Below are 18,852 nucleotides of genomic sequence, written 5' to 3'. Positions count from 1 at the left end.
GCGTAGAATCTTCCATGTGAGCCGGTTGCATGTTGATCTCCTAAGTCTAAGTTTCGAACTCTCAGGTTAGGACTCAATCTGCAAATCGGCTCACTTTCTTTTCATCATAGGATCTACGATGCGCGACTATGCAAAGGGTCGCAACTGCGGAGCATGGTGTGGGTTGGGCGGGAAAATGCAAACCGGCGCCAGGGAAGGCCCGCTTGAAGATGCTATTAGATGATGTTGCTACAACCAGGCTGCCGGGACGGAAACCTGCCGCCGTCAGAACTCGTCGTCGTCCGGCCCGCCCTGCATCGCCACCCGGGCTGCGCGCTGGGAAAAGCCGCGCTGCAGCAGGAAGCGCATCTGCTTGGCGCGCTCGGCTGCATCCGCAGCCACCGTGCCGAACTTGCGCTGCCAGACTTCGGTCGCGCGCGCCGTTTCGGTGTCCGCCAGGCCGGCCTTGAGCTCGTCCAGGGCTTCGCCCTTGACGCCATGGCTTTTCAGCTCGGCCATGACGCGGCTGTTGCCGAAACGTGCGGCGCGCCGGTTGATGAGCGATTCGGCGAAGCGCTCTTGCGACAGCCAGTTGTTCTTTTCAAGGAAATCCAGGAGGGCTTCCACGTCATCGCCCTCCTCGGCATAACGGGCCAGTTTACGACCCAGCTCGAGCCGGCTGTGCTCGCGCATCGACAGATAGCGAAGCGCGCGCCCTTTGAGGCTGAGCTGGGGTGCTGGCATGGTCTAGCGACCGGCTGGCGGCGATTACTCGCCGACCGCCTGCAGCTTCACCTTGCCGGCTTCTTCAGCGGCGGCGACAGCAGCAGTGACCGGCGGCAGTTCACGCACGCCCAAGGCCGTACGGACCTTGTTCTCGATCTCGCGGGCCAGCGCAGGACGATCGCGCAGGAACTGGCGGGCGTTGTCCTTGCCCTGTCCGATGCGTTCGCCGTTATAGCTGTACCACGAGCCCGACTTCTCGACGATCTTGTTGTCGGCGCCGAGGTCCAGGATTTCGCCTTCGCGCGACGTGCCTTCTCCATAAAGGATGTCGAAGTGCGCTTCTTTGAACGGAGGCGCGATCTTGTTCTTGACGACCTTGACCTTGGTTTCGTTACCGATCACTTCGTCACCCGACTTGATCGAACCGGTACGGCGGATGTCCAGGCGCACGGAGGCGTAGAACTTCAGCGCGTTACCGCCGGTCGTGGTTTCCGGGCTGCCGAACATCACGCCGATCTTCATACGGATCTGGTTAATGAAGATCACCAGGGTATTGGTACGGTTGATCGAGCCGGTGAGCTTGCGCAGCGCCTGCGACATCAGTCGGGCCTGCAGGCCCGGGAGCGAGTCGCCCATGTCGCCTTCGATCTCGGCGCGCGGGGTCAGTGCCGCCACCGAGTCGATGACCACGAGGTCGACCGAACCCGAACGCACCAGGGCGTCGGTGATTTCGAGGGCTTGTTCGCCGGTGTCCGGCTGCGAGATCAGCAGCTCGTCGAGCTTGATGCCCAGCTTTTGCGCATAGCCCACGTCGAGCGCGTGCTCGGCGTCGATGAAGGCGCAGGTGCCGCCCAGCTTTTGCATTTGCGCGATGGTCTGCAGCGTCAGGGTGGTTTTACCCGACGATTCCGGGCCGTAGATCTCGACGATACGGCCGCGCGGCAGGCCACCGACGCCCAGCGCGATGTCCAGGCCCAGCGAGCCGGTGGAAACAGTCTGCACTTCCTCGACCGGCGTATTCGCATCCATACGCATGACCGAACCCTTGCCGAACTGCTTTTCAATTTGCGCCAGGGCGGCGGCCAGCGCCTTGCCCTTTTCAGCGGCGTTTACTGCGGTTTTTTTGTCGTCCATGGTGTACTTTCAGCTGTGGAGTAGGCAAGGTAGGGTCGCTACCGCGCAAATCAAGGTCACTACTGTATAAAATTCCAGTGGTTCTCAAACGTGAATTCAAGTCACTACTGTATATAAATCCAGTAGTTTATGCAAGCGAAAAAAACCTCCCTGTTGTTAAGAGGAGGCTCGCATTGTTGCGATAAATCAAACACAATAGGAGCTGTCAAAAGTCCAACGTTTACCGGGTGCTCCCATGCGAATTCTGCTCGCCGAAGATGATAGCGTACTTGCCGACGGACTCACCCGCTCGCTGCGCCAGTCCGGCTATGCCATCGACTGCGTCAAGAATGGCGAGGACGCCGACACCGCGCTGTCCACCCAGGAATTCGACCTCCTCATCCTCGACCTCGGCCTGCCCAAGCTGTCCGGCCTCGAAGTGCTGCGCCGCCTGCGCGCGCGCTCCTCGCTGCTGCCGGTGCTGATCCTCACCGCCGCCGATTCGGTCGAGCAGCGCGTCGAAGGCCTCGACCTCGGCGCCGACGACTACATGGCCAAGCCCTTCGCCCTGTCGGAGCTCGAGGCGCGGGTGCGCGCCCTCACCCGCCGCGGCGCCGGCGGCGGGGCGGCCGTGGTGCGCCATGGTCCGCTGGTCTACGATCAGGTCGGCCGCAGCGCCTACATCAACGAGCAGATGCTCGACCTGTCGGCGCGCGAGCTCGGCCTGCTCGAAGTGCTGCTGGCGCGCACCGGGCGCCTGGTCTCCAAGGAGCAGCTGGTCGACCACCTGTGCGAATGGGGCGAGGAAGTGTCGAACAACGCCATCGAGGTCTACGTGCACCGCCTGCGCAAGAAGATCGAGGTCGGCGGCGTGCGCATCGCCACCGTGCGCGGCCTGGGCTACTGCCTCGAGAAGTTTTCCGACGCCCCGCGCACCGTCGCCGACAGCAAATCCGCCGACAAGTGAGCGAACGCCACACCGGTCTGGATGCCGCGCCCGGACCCTGGGCGGCCGAGCCGCTGTATATTCCGCCGAATCCCGAACCGGACGAGAACATCCGGCACTCGCTGTTCGGCGAGATCCTCGACTGGATGCTGGCCCCGCTATTACTGCTGTGGCCGATGAGCATCGCGATCACCTACCTGGTGGCCAAGTCGATCGCCAACCAGCCCTTCGACGATGCGCTGGAAGACCGGGTCACCGTGCTGTCGCAGCAGATCCGCACCGTGGCCGGCCGGCCGACCGTGCAACTGCCGGGCAGCGCGCGCGACGTACTGCGCGCCGACGACGTCGACAGCGTCTACTTCCAGATCAGCGGGCCGGACGGCCTGCACATCGACGGCGACCGCGACCTGCCGCGCCCGCGCAGCGGTGTGCCGGGCGCCGCCGCCGCCGCCGACGGCGGCCGCAGCGACACCGTGAGCTTCCGTAACGACAGCATCCACGGCACGCCGGTGCGCGTGGCTTATTCCTATGTGCACCTCGATCCGCTGCGCGGCGAGGACGCGGGGCGCGCCGCGGCGCCGGACCTGGCCCTGGTGCAGGTGGCGGAAACGCTCGACAAACGCGCCCATCTGGCCAACGAGATCATCAAGGGCGTGATCCTGCCGCAGTTCATCATCCTGCCGGTGATCCTTGCCCTGGTCTGGTTTGCGCTGTCGCGCGGCCTCACGCCGCTGGCCGAGCTGCAGGAGCGCATCCGCGCCCGCCCGCACGACGATCTGTCGCCGATCGACCCGCGCCAGGTGCCCGAAGAAATCTCGCCGCTGGTCGGCTCCTTCAACGACATGCTCGAGCGCCTGGCCCAGACCGTCGAGATGCAGAAGCGCTTCATCGCCGACGCCGCGCACCAGATGAAGACGCCGCTGGCGGGCATGCGCATGCAGTCCGAGCTGGCCCTGCGCCAGGTCGACCCGGAAGAAATCCACCGCTCGCTCGAGCAGCTTGCCAAGAGTTCGGAATCGGCCACGCGCCTGGTCAACCAGCTGCTGGCGCTGGCGCGCGCCGAAAACCAGCCACATGCGGGCCTGGCTTTCGAGGCTGTCGACCTGGCGCAGCTGGCGCGCGCCACCGTGCAGGACTGGGTGCAGGCCTCGTTCGCGCACCGGATCGATTTCGGCCTGGAGCTGCCGGACCAGCCGCCGGGCGATCCACCCGTCATCGCAGGCAATGCGCTGATGCTGCGCGAGCTGCTGTCGAACCTGATCGACAATGCGCTGCGCTATACGCCACAGGGCGGCAGCGTGACGGTGCGCGTGCGGCGCGACGGCGAGCACGTGCTGCTCGAAGTCGAGGACACCGGTCCCGGCATCGCCCCCGCCGAGCGCACCCACGTATTCGAGCGTTTCTACCGCATCCTGGGCAGCAACGTGCAGGGCAGCGGCCTGGGGCTGGCGATCGTGCGCGAGATCGCCCAGCAGCACGGGGCCGAAGTCGACATCTTCAACAATCCGCGCAGCGACTCCAGGAAGCACCCGGGGAGCCTGTTCCGCCTGACTTTCCCGCCACCGCTTCACCACGCCGACGACGCCGATGCCGACCATGCCGCCTGACCCTTCTTCGCCCCTGCCCGACGCGGCTGCCCGCCACCAGCGCCTGCTGGCCGCCCGCGCCGCGCACTGGGAGCGCACCCGGCGCCTGACCGCCGTGCTGCTGGTCGTGTGGCTGGCCACCGGTTTCGGCACCGTGTATTTCGCACGCGAGCTGGCCCGGTTCAGCGTGTTCGGCTGGCCGCTGTCGTTCTACATGGCGGCGCAGGGGGCCTCGCTGGTGTCGCTGGCCATCATCGCATGGTACGCCTGGCGCATGCGCCGCCTCGACCTGCTGTACGCCGCGCCGGAGGCAGGCGCATGAGCACCGCCAAGCCGCCCTATTTCCGCAAGCTGTCGCGCTACTACCTCTGGTACACCGGCTGCTTCGCGCTGTTCCTGGCGTCGCTGGCCCTGCTCGAGCAGGAAGGCATGCCGCGCCTGTGGATCGGCTACATCTTCATGTTCGCCACCATCGCACTCTACGCCACCATCGGCGTGGTGGCGCGTACCTCGAACGTCACCGAATACTACGTGGCCGGCAGGCGCGTGCCGGCCCTGTTCAACGGTATGGCCACGGCGGCCGACTGGATCTCGGCGGCCAGCTTCATCAGCCTGGCCGGGGGCCTGTACCTGTACGGCTTCGACAGCCTGGCCTACATCATGGGCTGGACCGGGGGCTATGTGCTGGTGGCGCTGCTCATCGCGCCCTACCTGCGCAAATTCGCGCAGTACACCATCCCGGACTTTTTGGCGGCGCGCTACGGCGGCGGTGCCGGCGGACGCGGCGGACCGGTGCGGGCGCTCGCCGTCGGCGCCACCATCCTGGTCTCCTTTACCTATGTAGTGGCGCAGATCTACGCGGTCGGCCTGATCGCCTCGCGCTTCACCGGGGTCGATTTTTCGGTCGGGATCTTCCTGGGCCTGGCCAGCATCCTGGTGTGCTCCTTCCTGGGCGGCATGCGCGGCATCACCTGGACCCAGGTGGCCCAGTACATCATCCTGCTGGTCGCCTTCCTGATCCCGACCATCTGGCTGTCGGCCAAGCATGCCGACAACCCGGTGCCGCAGGTGGCCTACGGTTCGCTCCTGCCGAAACTGGCGGCGCGCGAACGGCAGCTGGCGCAGGACCCGCGCGAACTCGAGGTGCGTGCAGAGTTCGCGCGCCGCGCCGGCGAATTCGATGCGCGCCTCAAGGCATTGCCGGCATCGTGGGAAGCCGGCAAGCTCGAAGCGCAGCGCGCATTGCGGGCGGTCCGCGCCAGCAATGCCTCGCTGGGAGAAGTGCGCCAGGCCGAGCGCGCGCTCGCTACCTATCCGGGATCGCCCGACGAAGCGCGCACGAAGTGGCTGGAGCTGCGCGAAGCCAACCTGCAGCGTGCGCGGCCGCCCGAGCCGCATGCCACGCCCTTCCCCGGCGCAACCGAAGCCGAGTCGGACAAGCGCCGCAATAACTTTTTGGCGGTGGTGTTCTGCCTGATGTTCGGCACCGCGGCCCTGCCCCACATATTAATGCGGGCCTACACCACGCCCTCGGTGCACGAGACCCGGGTGTCGGTGTTCTGGACCCTGTTCTTCATCCTGCTGATCTACCTGACCATACCCGCGTTGGCGGTGCTGGTGAAATACGACCTGTATACCTCGCTGGTGGGCAGCGACTTTTCCGCCCTGCCTACCTGGATCTCGTACTGGGCCAACATCGACAAGGTCAGCCCCCTCGTCAGCGTGGCGGACATCAACGGCGACGGCATCGTGCAACTGGCCGAATTCGCGATCGACGCCGACGTGCTGGTGCTGGCCACCCCCGAGATCGGCGGCCTGCCCTATGTGATCTCGGGACTGGTGGCGGCCGGCGGGCTGGCGGCGGCGCTGTCCACGGCCGACGGCCTGCTGCTGGCGATTTCCAACGCGCTCTCGCACGACGTCTGGTACAAGATGGTGGACCCGGGCGCCTCGACCCAGAAGCGGGTCACGATCTCCAAGCTGCTGTTGCTGGCGGTGGCCTTCATCGCTGCCTACGCGGCCTCTCAGCGCCCCGCGGACATCCTGTCGCTGGTCGGGGCGGCCTTCTCGCTGGCTGGGTCGACGCTGTTCCCGGTACTGGTGCTGGGCGTGTTCTGGAAGCGCGCCAACCACACGGGGGCGATCGTCGGCATGCTCACGGGTTTCGGCATCTGCCTCTGGTACATGCTGCGCGCCAGTCCGACCTTGGGCGGCAGCGTCGACGACGCCTGGTTCGGCATCCAGCCGCTGGCCGCCGGCGTGTTCGGCGTACCGGCCGGCTTGCTCGCCACGGTGCTGGGCAGCCTCTCGAGCGCGCCGCCGAGCCGCACCAGCATCGGCATGGTCGACTACATCCGTGCGCCGGAACAGGACCCGCCAAACGGCGCTTGAATTGCGCCGGCGCGACAGTACGTATGCGCGCGGCATGGAGTTGAGCCAAAGGGTTTTGCTGGCCCTGCAAGACTGCTATTGTTGGGATGCCTTCCCAGGCGCCTCTCCATTTCTCAAGAGCCGACATGACCTCGTTCCTTCCCCGCGTACTGCGTAGCGCAAGCTTCGCCGCCGCCCTTGCCTGCACCCTGCCCGGTGCGCAGGCGCAAACGCCGGCGCCGGCAGCCGGCGCGCTGCCCACCATCGCCAGTTTCTTCTCCAGCGCTCCGATCAGCGGCGCCAAGCTCTCGCCCGACGCGCGCTTCCTGGCCGCGCGCTCCGGTGCGCCCGGCCGGCGCGATGCGCTGGTGGTGGTGGACCTGGCCGCCAACAGCGCCAAGGTGGTCGCCTCGTACAACGATGCCGACATTGGCGACTTCCAGTGGATCAGCAACGAACGCCTGTTGTTCGACACGCGTGAAAAAGGAGTCGGCCAGGGCAACCAGCGCTACGCGCCAGGCCTGTACGCGGTCGACCGCGATGGCGAAAAATTCGTGGAGCTGGCCGACCGCACCGGCAGCAATTCCTCGCTCGGCCGGCGCACGGTCCGCAAGATCCTGCCCTGGCACACCTTCATGCTTGACCAGGCCGGGGCGCAGGATTCGGAATACGTCTACGTCACCAGCGTCAATTACGACACCGCCGACGCGGTGGGCAGCGTCGACCTGCTGCGCCTGAACACACTGACCGGCAGCACCCAGTCGGTGCCGCGTCCGGTCCACAAGGTGCGCAGCTGGATCCTCGACCACAAGGGCGAGCCACGCCTGGCCAGCTCGCTGGAACGCGACACCGTCACGCTGCATTATCGCGAGCCGTCGAGCGGCGCGTGGCGCGCGCTTGCCAGCTTCCCGGCCTACGGCGACGGCAGCAAGGAATTGCAGCCGGTCGGCTTCACGCCGGACGGCAAGCTGTTCGTGCTGGCGTCCAGCGGCGGGCGCGACACCACCGCGCTGCACCTGCTGGACATCGCCACCGGCAAGGTCAACCCGGAACCGGTGCTGGTCACCACCGGCTACGACTTCGACGGCCGCCTGGTGGTCAACCGCGACAAGGTGCTTGGCGCGCGCTTCACCACTGATGCGACATCGATCGAGTGGTTCGATCCCGGCATGAAGGACGTCCAGCAACAGGTCGATAAACTGCTGCCGGCCACCGTCAACCTGATTTCGGTGCCGGCCCAGGCAGCCTCGCCCTGGGTACTGGTCTACGCCTACTCGGACGTCCATCCAGGCAGCTATTCGCTCTACAACACCGAGACCCGGGTGTTCAGCAAGATCGCCGACACGCGGCCGGCCATCAATCCGGCCCAGATGGGGCGCCAGCAGTTTGTGCGCTATAAGGCGCGCGACGGCCTGGAGATCCCGGCGCTGCTCACGCTCCCCCCTGGCGGCAAGAAGACCGGCCTGCCGATGGTGGTGCTGGTGCACGGCGGTCCCTACATGCGTGGGGGTTCGTGGGGCTGGGACGCGCAGGCCCAGTTCCTGGCATCGCGTGGCTATGCCGTGCTCGAGCCGGAGTTCCGCGGCAGCACCGGCTTCGGCGTCAGGCACTTCAAATCCGGCTTCAAGCAATGGGGCTTGGCGATGCAGAATGATATCGCCGACGGCGTGCACTGGGCCGCCGGAAAAGGCATCGTCGATGCCCAACGCGTGTGCATCGCCGGCGCCAGCTACGGCGGCTATGCGACCCTGATGGGCCTGGTGAACGATCCCGGCCTGTACAAATGCGGCATCAACTGGGTAGGCGTTACCGACATCAACCTGATGTACGACAGCGGCTGGAATTTCGGCAGCGACCTCTCGAAAGAGTGGAAATCCTACGGCATGCCGGAAATGGTCGGCGACCGGGTCAAGGATGCGGCCCAGCTCAAGGCCACCTCGCCGATCGAGCAGGCCAGCCGCATCACCCAGCCGCTGCTGCTGGCCTACGGCGGCGTGGACCAGCGCGTCCCGATCACCCACGGCACACGGTTCCGCGACGCCGTCATGAAGACCAACAAGAACGTCGAATGGGTCGAGTATCCGGAAGAAGGCCACGGCTTCAGGCTGACGAAGAATAGCGTCGACTTCTGGGGCCGCGTTGAGCGCTTCCTGGACAAGCACATCGGCCCGGGCGCGGTAAGACAATAACCCTTTGCTTGAGCAAAAACCATCATGTCGACACTACCTGGCCTGTGCGCCCGCGTCCTGTTCGCCGTAGTGCTGGGCACCGCCTTCGCGGCCCCTTCCCACGCCCAGACGGCGCCGCCGCCGGTCGAAGCTTTCTTCTCCAATCCCCTGCTCGAGCGCGCCCTGCTCTCGCCGGGCGGCCGCTATCTGGCGGCCCTGTCGGGCGCGCCCGGCCGGCGCGACATGCTGGTGGTGATCGACCTGGTGGAAAACAAGGGCAAGCTGGTCGCCGGCTACAAGGACGTCGACATCCTCGAGTTCCAGTGGGTGAACGACCAGCGCCTGCTTTTCAACGTCACCGACAAGAAGATCGGTCCCGGCGGGCGCTACCTGGCCAGCGGTCTGTATGCGGTGAACCGCGACGGCGAGGGCCTGCGCCAGCTGGCCAACCGGCGCGGCAACGAGTTCGTGGTCGAAGGCGGCTCCAACATCGACCGCCGCATCCTGCCCTGGCATACCTTCATGCTCGGCCAGCGCGGCGCCCAGGATTCCGACAAGGTGTACGTGAGCAGCGTGGAATTCGACCGCAATGGCGATGTGCGCACCTCCAATCTGCTGCACCTCGACACCCTGACCGGCCGCTTCGTGACCGTGCAGCGCCCCGGGCCGATCGACACCTGGATGCTCGACAACAAGGGCGAGCCGCGCCTGGCCGCCAATTCGGAGGGCGGCACCACCATCATGTATTTGCGTGAACCGGAAAGCGGCAAATGGCGCACGCTCGCGCAGTTCGCCACCTACACCGGCAGCCCGGGCGCGTTCTCGCCGGTGGGCTTTGGCAGCGACGGCACGCTGTACGTCAGCACCGGTAACGGCGCCGACACCGACTCGCTGCACACGCTCGACCTGGCCACCGGCAAGGTCCGGCCCGAACCGGTGGTCGTCACGCCCGGCTACGACTTCAGCGGAGGCCTGATCAGCCAGCGCGGCAAGCTGCTCGGCGTAGCGGTCGAAACCGACGCCGCTGCCCACATCTGGTTCGACAAGGACATGCAGGCGGTGCAGGAGGCCGTGGACAAACTGCTGCCGGGGACCGTCAACCTGGTTTCGCCCGCCGCGCAGCCCGATGCTCCGTGGATGCTGGTCGCCTCGTACTCGGACGTGAAGCCGATCTTCTACAACCTGTACAACCCGAAGACCGGCGCACTCAATGCGGTCGGCAAGAGCCGCGAAGGGATCGACCCGCGCCAGATGGGCCGCCAGGACCCGGTGCGCTACAAGGCGCGCGACGGCCGCGAGATTCCCGCCCTGCTGACGGTGCCGGCCAAGGCGGGCAAGAACCTGCCGCTGGTGGTGCTGGTACACGGCGGGCCTTATGTGCGTGGCAACCACTGGGGCTGGAATCCGGAAACCCAGTTCCTGGCCTCGCGCGGCTATGCGGTGCTGGAGCCGGACTTCCGCGGCAGCACCGGCTATGGCGAGGCCCACTACCGCGCCGGCTGGAAGCAGTGGGGCCTGGCGATGCAGGACGATATCGCCGACGCCACGCGCTGGGCCATCGCGCAGGGCATCGCCGATCCGAAGCGCATCTGCATCGCGGGCGCCAGCTATGGCGGCTACGCGACCTTGATGGGCCTCGTGAACGATCCGAACCTCTACAAGTGCGGCATCAACTGGGTCGGGGTCACCGACATCAACCTGCTGTACAACGGGCACTGGAGCTTCGAATCCGACCTGGGCGAAGACTGGAAGAAGCATGGCATGCCGGTGCTGATCGGCGACCAGGTCAAGGACGCGGCCCAGTTCAAGGCCACCTCGCCGGTCGAACAGGCGGCGCGCATCACCCAGCCGCTCCTGATGGCCTACGGCGCGGTGGACCAGCGTGTGCCGCTCTACCACGGCAACAAGTTCCGCGATGCGGTCAAGAACCACAACAAGCAGGTCGAGTGGGTGGTGTACCAGGACGAGGGCCACGGCTGGACCCAGCCGGAAAACCGCTACGATTTCTGGAAGCGCGTCGAGCAGTTCCTGGACCGGAATATCGGCCCGGGCGCAGCGAAAAAATAAGCTGCATGCAGCGGGCATGAAGTGCGCCCCGGGGCAGTATTGATCAGCAAATTGCGCGTCAATACTGCTACGCTTGGCGGTCTTTACCGACCGTTCACCGGGAGCCCCGATGCCTGCCTTTCCCCTTCTGCCGCAATCACTGCTGCGTGCGCTGTGTGTGATCCTCTTGGCGCTGCTGCCGCTGTCGCCGGCCTGCGCCCAGTCCGCGGCCGCACCGCCTCCGGTCGAAGCCTTCTTTGCCAATCCCGTGCTCGACCAGGTACGCCTGTCGCCCAAGGGCCGCTACCTGGCGGCGATCTCCGGCGCACCGGGACGACGCGACGTGCTCGCCGTGGTCGACCTGGAAACCGACACGATCAAGATCGTCGCAGGCTATGCCGGCTTCGACGTCCTGCAGTTCGAATGGGTGAACGACGAACGCCTGATGTACAGCGTCGGCGACAACCGCGCCGGACCGGGCGCCCGGTACCAGGCGGACGGCCTGTTCGCCGTCGACCGCGACGGTTCCAGGCCGCGCCAGCTGGCCTCGCGCCATGCCGAGGAGGGCATCGTCGCCACCACCGGCAGCCGCCTCGAAACGAAGCTGCTGCCCTGGCATACCTATATGCTGGGCCAGCGCGGCCCCCAGGATTCGGACCACGCTTATGTGGCGCGTGTCGAATTCGTGCGCGGCGAGGTGCAGTCCGTCGATTTGCTGCGCCTGAACACCGTCACCGGACAGTTCAAGACGGTGCCGCGTCCGGCGCTGGTCAAGCACTGGCTGCTCGATAACGCGGGCGAGCCGCGCCTGGCGGTGGCCGCCGACGGCGATCTCAGTACCATCCACTACCGCGACCCGGCCAGCGGCGAATGGCGCAAGATCGCCAGTCTTCCACGCTACACGGCCGCCCCCGACGCCATCTGGCCGGTCGGCTTCGGCGCCGACGGCACGCTCTATGTCGAAGCCAACGGCGGCAAGGATACCTCGGCCCTGTACCCGTTCGACATCGCCAGCGGCAAGCCGGGCAAGCAGGCCGTGATCGAGGCGCGCGGCTACGATTTCGACGGTGGACTCGTCAGCCGCCGCGGCAAGCTGCTCGGCGCGACCCTGCGCACGGACGCCAACGGCAACGTCTGGCTCGATCCGGCCATGCAATCACTCCAGCAAAAGATCGACAAGCTTTTACCCGGCAAGATCAACATGCTGTCGGTGCCGTCGCAGGGCGAGTCTGCCTGGGTGCTGATCGAGTCGTTCTCGGACACCTCCCCCGCGACCTTCGTGCTCTACAACACGCGCAGCGGCGCCCTCAACCGCGTCGGCGGCACCCACCCCGCCATCGACGCCAGCCGCATGGGGCACCAGCGCCCGGTACGCTACAAGGCGCGCGACGGACGCGAGATCCCCGGCCTGCTGACCATGCCCGCGGGCGGCGCCGCCAGGAACCTGCCATTGGTGGTGCTGGTCCACGGCGGCCCGTATGTGCGCGGCAGCAGCTGGGGGTGGAACCAGGACGCGCAATTCCTGGCCTCGCGCGGGTATGCGGTGCTCGAGCCCGAATACCGCGGAACCCGCGGCTATGGGTCCGCGCACTTCGAGGCCGGCTGGAAGCAGTGGGGCCTGGCCATGCAGGACGATATCGCCGACGGCGCGCGCTGGGCCATCGCCGAGGGCATCGCCAACCCCGGCCGCATCTGCATCGCCGGCGCCAGCTACGGCGGTTACGCCGCGCTGATGGGGCTGGCCAGGGACAAGGGGCTATACCAATGCGCGGTGAGCTGGGTCGGGGTCACCGACATCAACCTGCTCTACAACGGACGCTGGAATTTCGCGTCGGATCTGGGCGACGATTTCAAGGCCTACGGAATGCCGGTGCTGATCGGCGACCAGGTGAAGGATGCCGATCAGCTCAAGGCCACCTCGCCGATCACGCAGGCCGCGAAGATCGGCAGGCCGTTGCTGCTGGCCTATGGCGGCGCGGACCGCCGGGTGCCGCTGTTCCATGGCGAGCTGTTCCGCGATGCCGTGAAGAGCCACAACAAACAGGTCGAGTATGTGGTGTATCCGGACGAAGGCCATGGCTGGTCGCAGCCGGAAACCCGCTTCGATTTCTGGAAGCGGGTCGAGCGCTTCCTGGACAAGAACATCGGCGCCGGGGCGGCGGGCTCACTGTAACGAAAAACGGGCGCCGCGGCGCCTGATGCTGGTCGGATAAGCGTAGGGTGGCCGGGGTCGTTCAGGCCAGTGGCGTGAACGACGAACGGCCGCGCGTCCAACTCCGGTGTGATCTGCTACTACGCATCGGTGATTTGAACGCGCGGCCGGCGGAGCCGGCCACCCTACATTTTCATGCTGACTAAGCGCGTTACGTCGCGGCGCCCGTTTTTCGTGGAAGCCCGCAGCTACAGGCTGAAATCCCAGTCGAGCACTGCGCGCCGGTGTCCCACCATCTCGACCGACTCGAGCAGGTTGAGCACGACCTGCTCGAGCGTGACGCCATGCTGCATCGCCTCCTGCCAGTAGGCCAGCCCGCCGGCATCGACCGTGCGATTGAACAGCGCCGCATACAGCAGGGCGATATCGTGCGCGGCCTGGCCATTGAAGCCACCGGCTGCGGCACTGTGCTCGCTCGAGTCGATCATGCGCAGCGCCACCGTACCCCAGCTGGCGCCGCCATCGATCGCATCGGCCCAGTATTCGAATCCGCCCAGGTCGGCCTGACGCCCGAGCACCGACTGGTACATGCCGGCCAGGGTTTCCAGTCCGGGGAGACGCTCGACATTTCCCACGGCGGCGCTGCCGTCGGCGAAGCGCAGCATCTCGACATTGACCAGCACGGCGCTCGCCGCCGGGTGGGCCTTGCTTGCCACCACCACGTGCCCGTGATGCCAGGCGATGTCGTAATCGCCGCGCGCCCCGAGGAAGCTGGCGGCATCGAGGCCCTGGCCGCCGTGCAAGGTAGCGCTGGCCGCCGCAAGTTCCGGTATGCCGAGCCGCAGGGTGTCGGCGCCGCCGCCCGCGAACACGGTGGCGCTGCTGCCCGCCTCCACCGTGAAGCGCTGGCTGGCGCCGTCGCCCACGAGCAGGGGATTGCCGCGCGCCAGGATGTCGGCAGTGCCGACCACGGCGGCGAAGTCGACGTCGCGCAGTTCGATCGTGCCGCCGCCGGCAAGGTCCCTGGAGTCGATCACCAGGGCGACGCTGCGTCCCGGCGCCTCCGGCGCGCCGCTGAGCGTCAACACCCCGGCCGGCGCCGCGGTGCTGACCGGCGCCACCGTCTGCACCAGCAGCGATTCGGCCGAAGGCAAGCCGGCCAGGAAGGACTGGCCATTGCCGGTCAGGTGGCCCTGCTCCAGCGGCGCATGGGCCGGGGTTGCCGCCCTGATCGCGCTGACGAGCAATTCCAGCGCCTTGCCGGTCACGCTGGCGCCGCTGGTGCTCAAGCCGAAGCCGGGCGCGAGCTGCGCCAGCAGCGTCGTGGCGCCGCCATCGCTTGCCAGCGGAATGTCCGCCACGTCCGCGCGGCCACTCGATTCCATCCGGCTGCCGGTGATGACCGGCACCTGCACCGACGTGCCGAGCATCCCGCCGGGCAGCAGCACCGGCTGCTGGTACACCTGCACGCCGTCGACCAGCGGGGCCGGCGCGGGTGGCGGCGCGTCGATTCGCAAGCTGAAGGCGCTGCTCGCGGCCGACACGTTGCCCGCTGCGTCCCGCTGGGTAGCCGTGAGAGTATGGCTGCCGTCACCCAATACGGTGGCGATGCGCCAGTTGCCAGATGCGTCGGCCGTGGCGCTGCCGGCCACGGTGGCGCCCGCGTACAGGGTCACCTGGGCATGGGCGGCGGCCGTGCCTTCGATCAGCGGACTGGTGGTGCCGGTGATGCCGTCGCCCGCGGCGCCGGTGTCACTCAGCGCGGCCAGGGCCGGCGTGCTTGGCGCGGATGGGGCCAGCGTGTCGAAGGCGAGCGCCGCCAGCAGGCCGGCGCCGCCATCGTTGCCGGCCAGGTCGGCATAGGCGCCGGCAACGACACTGATGGAGGCCGAGCCGCCGTCGATGCCGGCGTTCGGCGTGAACACGGCGCTGCGAGTCAACCCCGTGCCGGTCAGCGCACCGAGCGTGCCGCCGCTGATGGCGATATCGGCTGCATCGAAGCCGGCGCCGGGGTCTTCGCTGAAAGTAAAGGTGATGATGGCGCTCTGGCCGATGCGCAGTGCCGGCGTGCTGCTGGTGATTGCCAAGGTCGGCGCCGCGGTGTCGATGGTGACGGCCAGGCCGGGGCCGGCCGCGCCCGCGTTGCCGGCGGCGTCGACCGCGCGTGCGGTAATCGTGTGCGCGCCCGGCGCCAGCGCCGCGGCCGTGATCGACCAGGCGCCATCGAGCATGCCGGCCAGGCCGGTGCCGATGGCCGTGCCGTCGCTGTCGTAGAGGGTGACGGTGGCGCCCTGTTCGGCGGTGCCCGTGAAAGTGGGGGTAGCGTCATTCGTCACGCCGTCGGTGTTCGAGGCGCCGCTGTCGCTGGCGGACACCAAGCCTGGCGCGGAAGGCGCTGTCGGCGCCAGCGTATCGAACGGCAGCGCAGGCAGGCTGCCCCCCGTCCCGAGGTTGCCGGCCAGATCGGTGTAGCCGGCGCCGACCGTGACGGCCGCGCTGCCGCCGTTGGTCGCGGCGCTGGGCGTGAACAGCGCCGTGCGGGTCAGCCCGGCGCCCGAGATCGCGCCCAGCGTGCCGCCGCTAACCAGCAGGTCGCCGGCGCTGCCGTCCCAGCTGAAACTGCTGCCCGGGTCTTCGCTGAAGGTAAAGGTGATGGTGGCGCTCTCGCCGGCCTTGAGCTGGGCAAGGTCGCTGGTGACCGTCACGGCGGGCGCGGTGGTGTCGAGGGTGACGGCGCGCTGCAGCAGCGGGCCGGCATTGTCGACGGCGTTCGCCACCCTCACCTGCAGGGTGTGCGCACCAGGAGCCAGCGTGGCCGGCAGCGACCAGGTGTTGGCGCCGACGGCGGCGCCCGCATTCAGCCAGTTCGCGCCGCCGTCGAGCGAGACCTCGACCCGCTCGCCCACCGCCAGGTTGGCGTCCAGGGTGCCGGAAATGGTCTGGGCGGCGGTGCTGGTGACGAAGTCGGTGCCGGAGATCCCCGTATCGCTCGACAGGGAGACGCTGGCGGCGGCCGTCGTGGGCGAACCCGTTTCGACGAACAGGTCCAGCGCGCTGGACGCCGCACCTTCGTTGCCGGCGGCATCCACTGCCCTCGCGGTGATGCTGTGGTTGCCCTGGGCCAGTGCGCTGCTGGTGATGCTCCAGGCGCCGCCCGTGACCAGCGCCGAGCCGATGGCGGTGGCGCCGTCGTACAGGGTGACCAGGGCGCCGCTTTCGGCGCTGCCCGTGAAGGTGGGCGTGGTGTCGCCGGTGATATCGTCGCCGGCGGAGACGCCGGTATCCGAGGCCCCGGCCAGGTCCGGGCTGGAAGGCGCGGCCGGTGCTGCCGTATCGAACACGTAGGCGCGCGAGATCGCCGCGCCCGCATTGCCGGCGGCGTCAACCACCCGCACCTGCAGCGTGCCGCTGGTGAGCAGGGTGGTGGCCAGCGACCAGGCGGTGTCGCCTTCGGCCGCCGTGGCGAACTGCCAGCTCGCGCCGTTATTCGTCGACACCTCGACCCGCTCGCCCGCGCCCAGGCTGGCGCTCAAGCTGCCAGAAATGGTTTGCGCCGCGATGGCGGTGACCAAGTCGTTTGATGAGGCGCCGGTGTCGTTTGAAAACGCGGCGCCGGTAACAAGCGTGGCCGGAGCGGTGCGGTCGATCGTCAGCACCAGGCCGGCGGATGCGGCGCCCAGGTTGCCGGCCGCGTCGAGCGCCTTCGCGGTAATCGTGTGCGCGCCTTCGGAGAGCGCGCTGCTGACCACCGACCAGCTGCCGTCGCCGCCCGCAGTGGCCGTCCCGATCACGGTGCTGGCGTCGCTGTCGTACAGCGTGACGGTGGCGCCGGCTTCCGTACTGCCCGCGGCCCCGGTGAAGCTTGGCGTGTTCACGCTGGTCAGGCCGTCGCTGCTCGAGCTGCCGCTGTCGCTGCCGGGGGCCAGGTCGAGCGTGCCGGGTGCTGCCGGCGCCGTGCGGTCGATGGTGACAATCAAGCTGCCGGAGACCGCGCCCGTATTGCCGGCGGCATCGGTCGCCGTCGCGGTGATGGTATGCGCGCCCTCGGCCAGGAAGATGCTGTCGGCGGCCCAGCGGCCGTCGCCGGCGGCAGAAGTGGTCGCGATCAGGGAGGCGCCGTGATACAGCCGGATGGTGGCGCCCGCTTCGGCGCTGCCGGCCGCGCCGCGGATGGTCAGGCCCGTGTCTTTGGTGAGGTTGTCGGTCGCCGAGCTGCCGGTGTCGTTGGCGGCAGCCAGGTCGGGAATCGCGGGCGCCCCGGGGGCCAGGGTGTCGAAGCTCAGCGCGGGCGGTGCGCCGGCCCCACCGGCGTTGCCGCCCGCGTCGATATAGGCGCCGGCGGCAACGCTGATGCTGGCCGCGCCGTTGTTGGTGGCGGCGGCCGGGGTGAAGGTGGCGGTGCGCGTGGTCCCGCTGCCGCTCAAGGGCCCGAGGCTGCCGCCGCTGACCGTGACGTCGCCCAGGGTGAAGCTCGCGCCCGGGTCTTCGCTGAAGCTGAAGGTGATGGTGGCGGTCTGCCCTGCCTTGAGCGCGGGCAGGTCGCTGCTGATGGAAAGCAGCGGCGCCAAAGTATCGAAGCTCAGCGCCGGGCTGGCGCCGGCTTCGCCGGGGTTGCCCGCCGCGTCGCTGTAGCTGCCTGCCGCCACGGTGATGCGGGCGCTGCCGCCGTTGGTGTTGGCCGTAGGGGTGAAGGTGGTGGTGCGAACCACTCCCCCGCCGCTGAGGGCGCCCAGCGTGCCGCCGGTGACGACCAGGTCGGCGGCATTGAAGCTCACGCCGGGGTTTTCGCTGAAGGTGAAGGTAATCGTCGCGGTTTCGCCCACCTTCAGGGCCGCCTCGTCGCTGGTGATGGCGAGCAGGGGCGCAGCGGTGTCGAGCACGATCGCCTTGTTGGCGCCGAGCGAGCCGGCCGCACCTGGCGTGGGCAGGGTCAGGTCGGCGCCGGCGCCGCTGTCCCCCGCCCTGATCGTGGCGCCGTTGAGCGCCAGCGCGCCGGTGCCGACGTAATTCAGGTCGGCGCTGGTGTCGCCCGCCTGCACCGTATAGCTGAAGCTCAGGGTCGTGGTACCGCTGCCGCCCGCATAGCTGGCCAGGTGGTCGGTGCTGCCCGTTTCCAGTTGCAGCGTGGGCAGTCCGCCCGTGGTATCGACATCCACCGCCCGGTCGAAGTTCACCGTCAGCAGGATCACGTCGCCGGCGTTGTAGCTGCCGTTGGCCGTGCTCGACGACACCGAGGCGACGGCCGGCGCCGGCGGTTGGATGTTGGTCATCGAGATACCGTCGATCATGAGGTATTCGATCTTGCCGCCCAGCGTGGTGGCGGTGATCACCAGCCGGGTGATGGCGGTCATGCCGGGAAGCGCAATCGAGTCCGATGGCAAGGCGCCGTTGTAGTTGTTCGCCAGCGTATGGGTGACAGTCGCGCCCACCTGCTGGCTGGCCGCGTTGTAGCCCTTGATGACGACGGTCTGGTTTTCCAGGCTGGTCGCGTAGTTCGACAGCTCGATGGCGCCCGGCGTGAATACCTGCCCGGTCGCGAACGACAGGGTGATGGCGTCTTCCAGCGCATACGAGGCGGCAAAGACGGCACCGTAACCATCGTAGGCCACCGTGCCTGTGGTCGCACCGTCGATGACCAGCTGGTAGGAGGAATCGCCATTGACGCGATACACCGCATTCTGCACGGTGTCGTTCTCGTCGCCGTCGTTGACGAAATCGCCGAAATTCTCGAAGCCGATCGTGACGGACGCGATGGATTCAGTCATG

General features: G+C 67.7%; 10 protein-coding genes. 7 read left to right on the top strand and 3 right to left on the bottom strand.

The window, feature by feature from the left end; genetic code table 11:
- Window positions 1-264: 264 nt before the first annotated feature.
- Window positions 265-723, bottom strand: coding sequence for a recombination regulator RecX (recX, locus tag AC56LR_RS14100; protein WP_497131266.1), 459 nt, complete (start codon window positions 721-723; stop codon window positions 265-267).
- Between the two features lie 24 nt (window positions 724-747).
- Entirely contained in the window at window positions 748-1,839 is a 1,092-nt protein-coding gene (recA, locus tag AC56LR_RS14095) for a recombinase RecA (RefSeq protein ID WP_497131264.1), read from the bottom strand.
- Between the two features lie 235 nt (window positions 1,840-2,074).
- Here recA and AC56LR_RS14090 point away from each other — a divergent pair, with 235 nt between their 5' ends.
- The 7 genes from AC56LR_RS14090 to AC56LR_RS14060 all read left to right on the top strand — a co-directional run bounded on the left by AC56LR_RS14090 (window position 2,075) and on the right by AC56LR_RS14060 (window position 13,107).
- Complete coding sequence (locus tag AC56LR_RS14090) at window positions 2,075-2,785, top strand: response regulator (RefSeq protein WP_497131262.1); 711 nt, start codon at window positions 2,075-2,077, stop codon at window positions 2,783-2,785.
- Window positions 2,782-4,371 carry a sensor histidine kinase gene (locus tag AC56LR_RS14085; protein WP_497131260.1) on the top strand — a complete coding sequence of 530 codons (1,590 nt, stop codon included), beginning with the start codon at window positions 2,782-2,784 and terminating at the stop codon, window positions 4,369-4,371. Before AC56LR_RS14090 ends, AC56LR_RS14085 begins: the two co-directional genes overlap by 4 nt.
- Complete coding sequence (locus AC56LR_RS14080) at window positions 4,361-4,672, top strand: DUF4212 domain-containing protein (protein WP_497131259.1); 312 nt, start codon at window positions 4,361-4,363, stop codon at window positions 4,670-4,672. Before AC56LR_RS14085 ends, AC56LR_RS14080 begins: the two co-directional genes overlap by 11 nt.
- Window positions 4,669-6,741, top strand: coding sequence for a sodium:solute symporter family protein (locus AC56LR_RS14075; protein ID WP_497131257.1), 2,073 nt, complete (start codon window positions 4,669-4,671; stop codon window positions 6,739-6,741). The genes AC56LR_RS14080 and AC56LR_RS14075 overlap by 4 nt, the downstream gene beginning before the upstream one ends.
- A gap of 125 nt (window positions 6,742-6,866) precedes the next feature.
- Window positions 6,867-8,909, top strand: coding sequence for an alpha/beta hydrolase family protein (locus AC56LR_RS14070; RefSeq protein ID WP_497131255.1), 2,043 nt, complete (start codon window positions 6,867-6,869; stop codon window positions 8,907-8,909).
- A 24-nt stretch (window positions 8,910-8,933) separates the two neighbouring features.
- A complete protein-coding gene (locus AC56LR_RS14065) occupies window positions 8,934-10,955 on the top strand; it encodes an alpha/beta hydrolase family protein (RefSeq protein WP_497131253.1) in 2,022 nt (673 codons plus the stop codon).
- 109 nt (window positions 10,956-11,064) lie between these two features.
- Window positions 11,065-13,107, top strand: a complete 2,043-nt coding sequence (locus AC56LR_RS14060) for a S9 family peptidase (protein WP_497131252.1) — start codon at window positions 11,065-11,067, stop codon at window positions 13,105-13,107.
- Window positions 13,108-13,334: 227 nt separating this feature from the next.
- Here the strand turns inward: AC56LR_RS14060 and AC56LR_RS14055 are convergent, their stop codons facing one another.
- Window positions 13,335-18,851 (bottom strand): Ig-like domain-containing protein, encoded by a 5,517-nt coding sequence (locus tag AC56LR_RS14055; protein ID WP_497131250.1) that lies wholly within the window; start codon window positions 18,849-18,851, stop codon window positions 13,335-13,337.
- Window position 18,852 lies beyond the last annotated feature (1 nt).

The sequence above is a fragment of the Telluria sp. ZT3P39 genome (assembly GCF_059685935.1).
The sequence above is the reverse complement of the archived record's forward strand: the minus strand, read 5'-3'. Positions and strand labels throughout refer to the sequence as shown.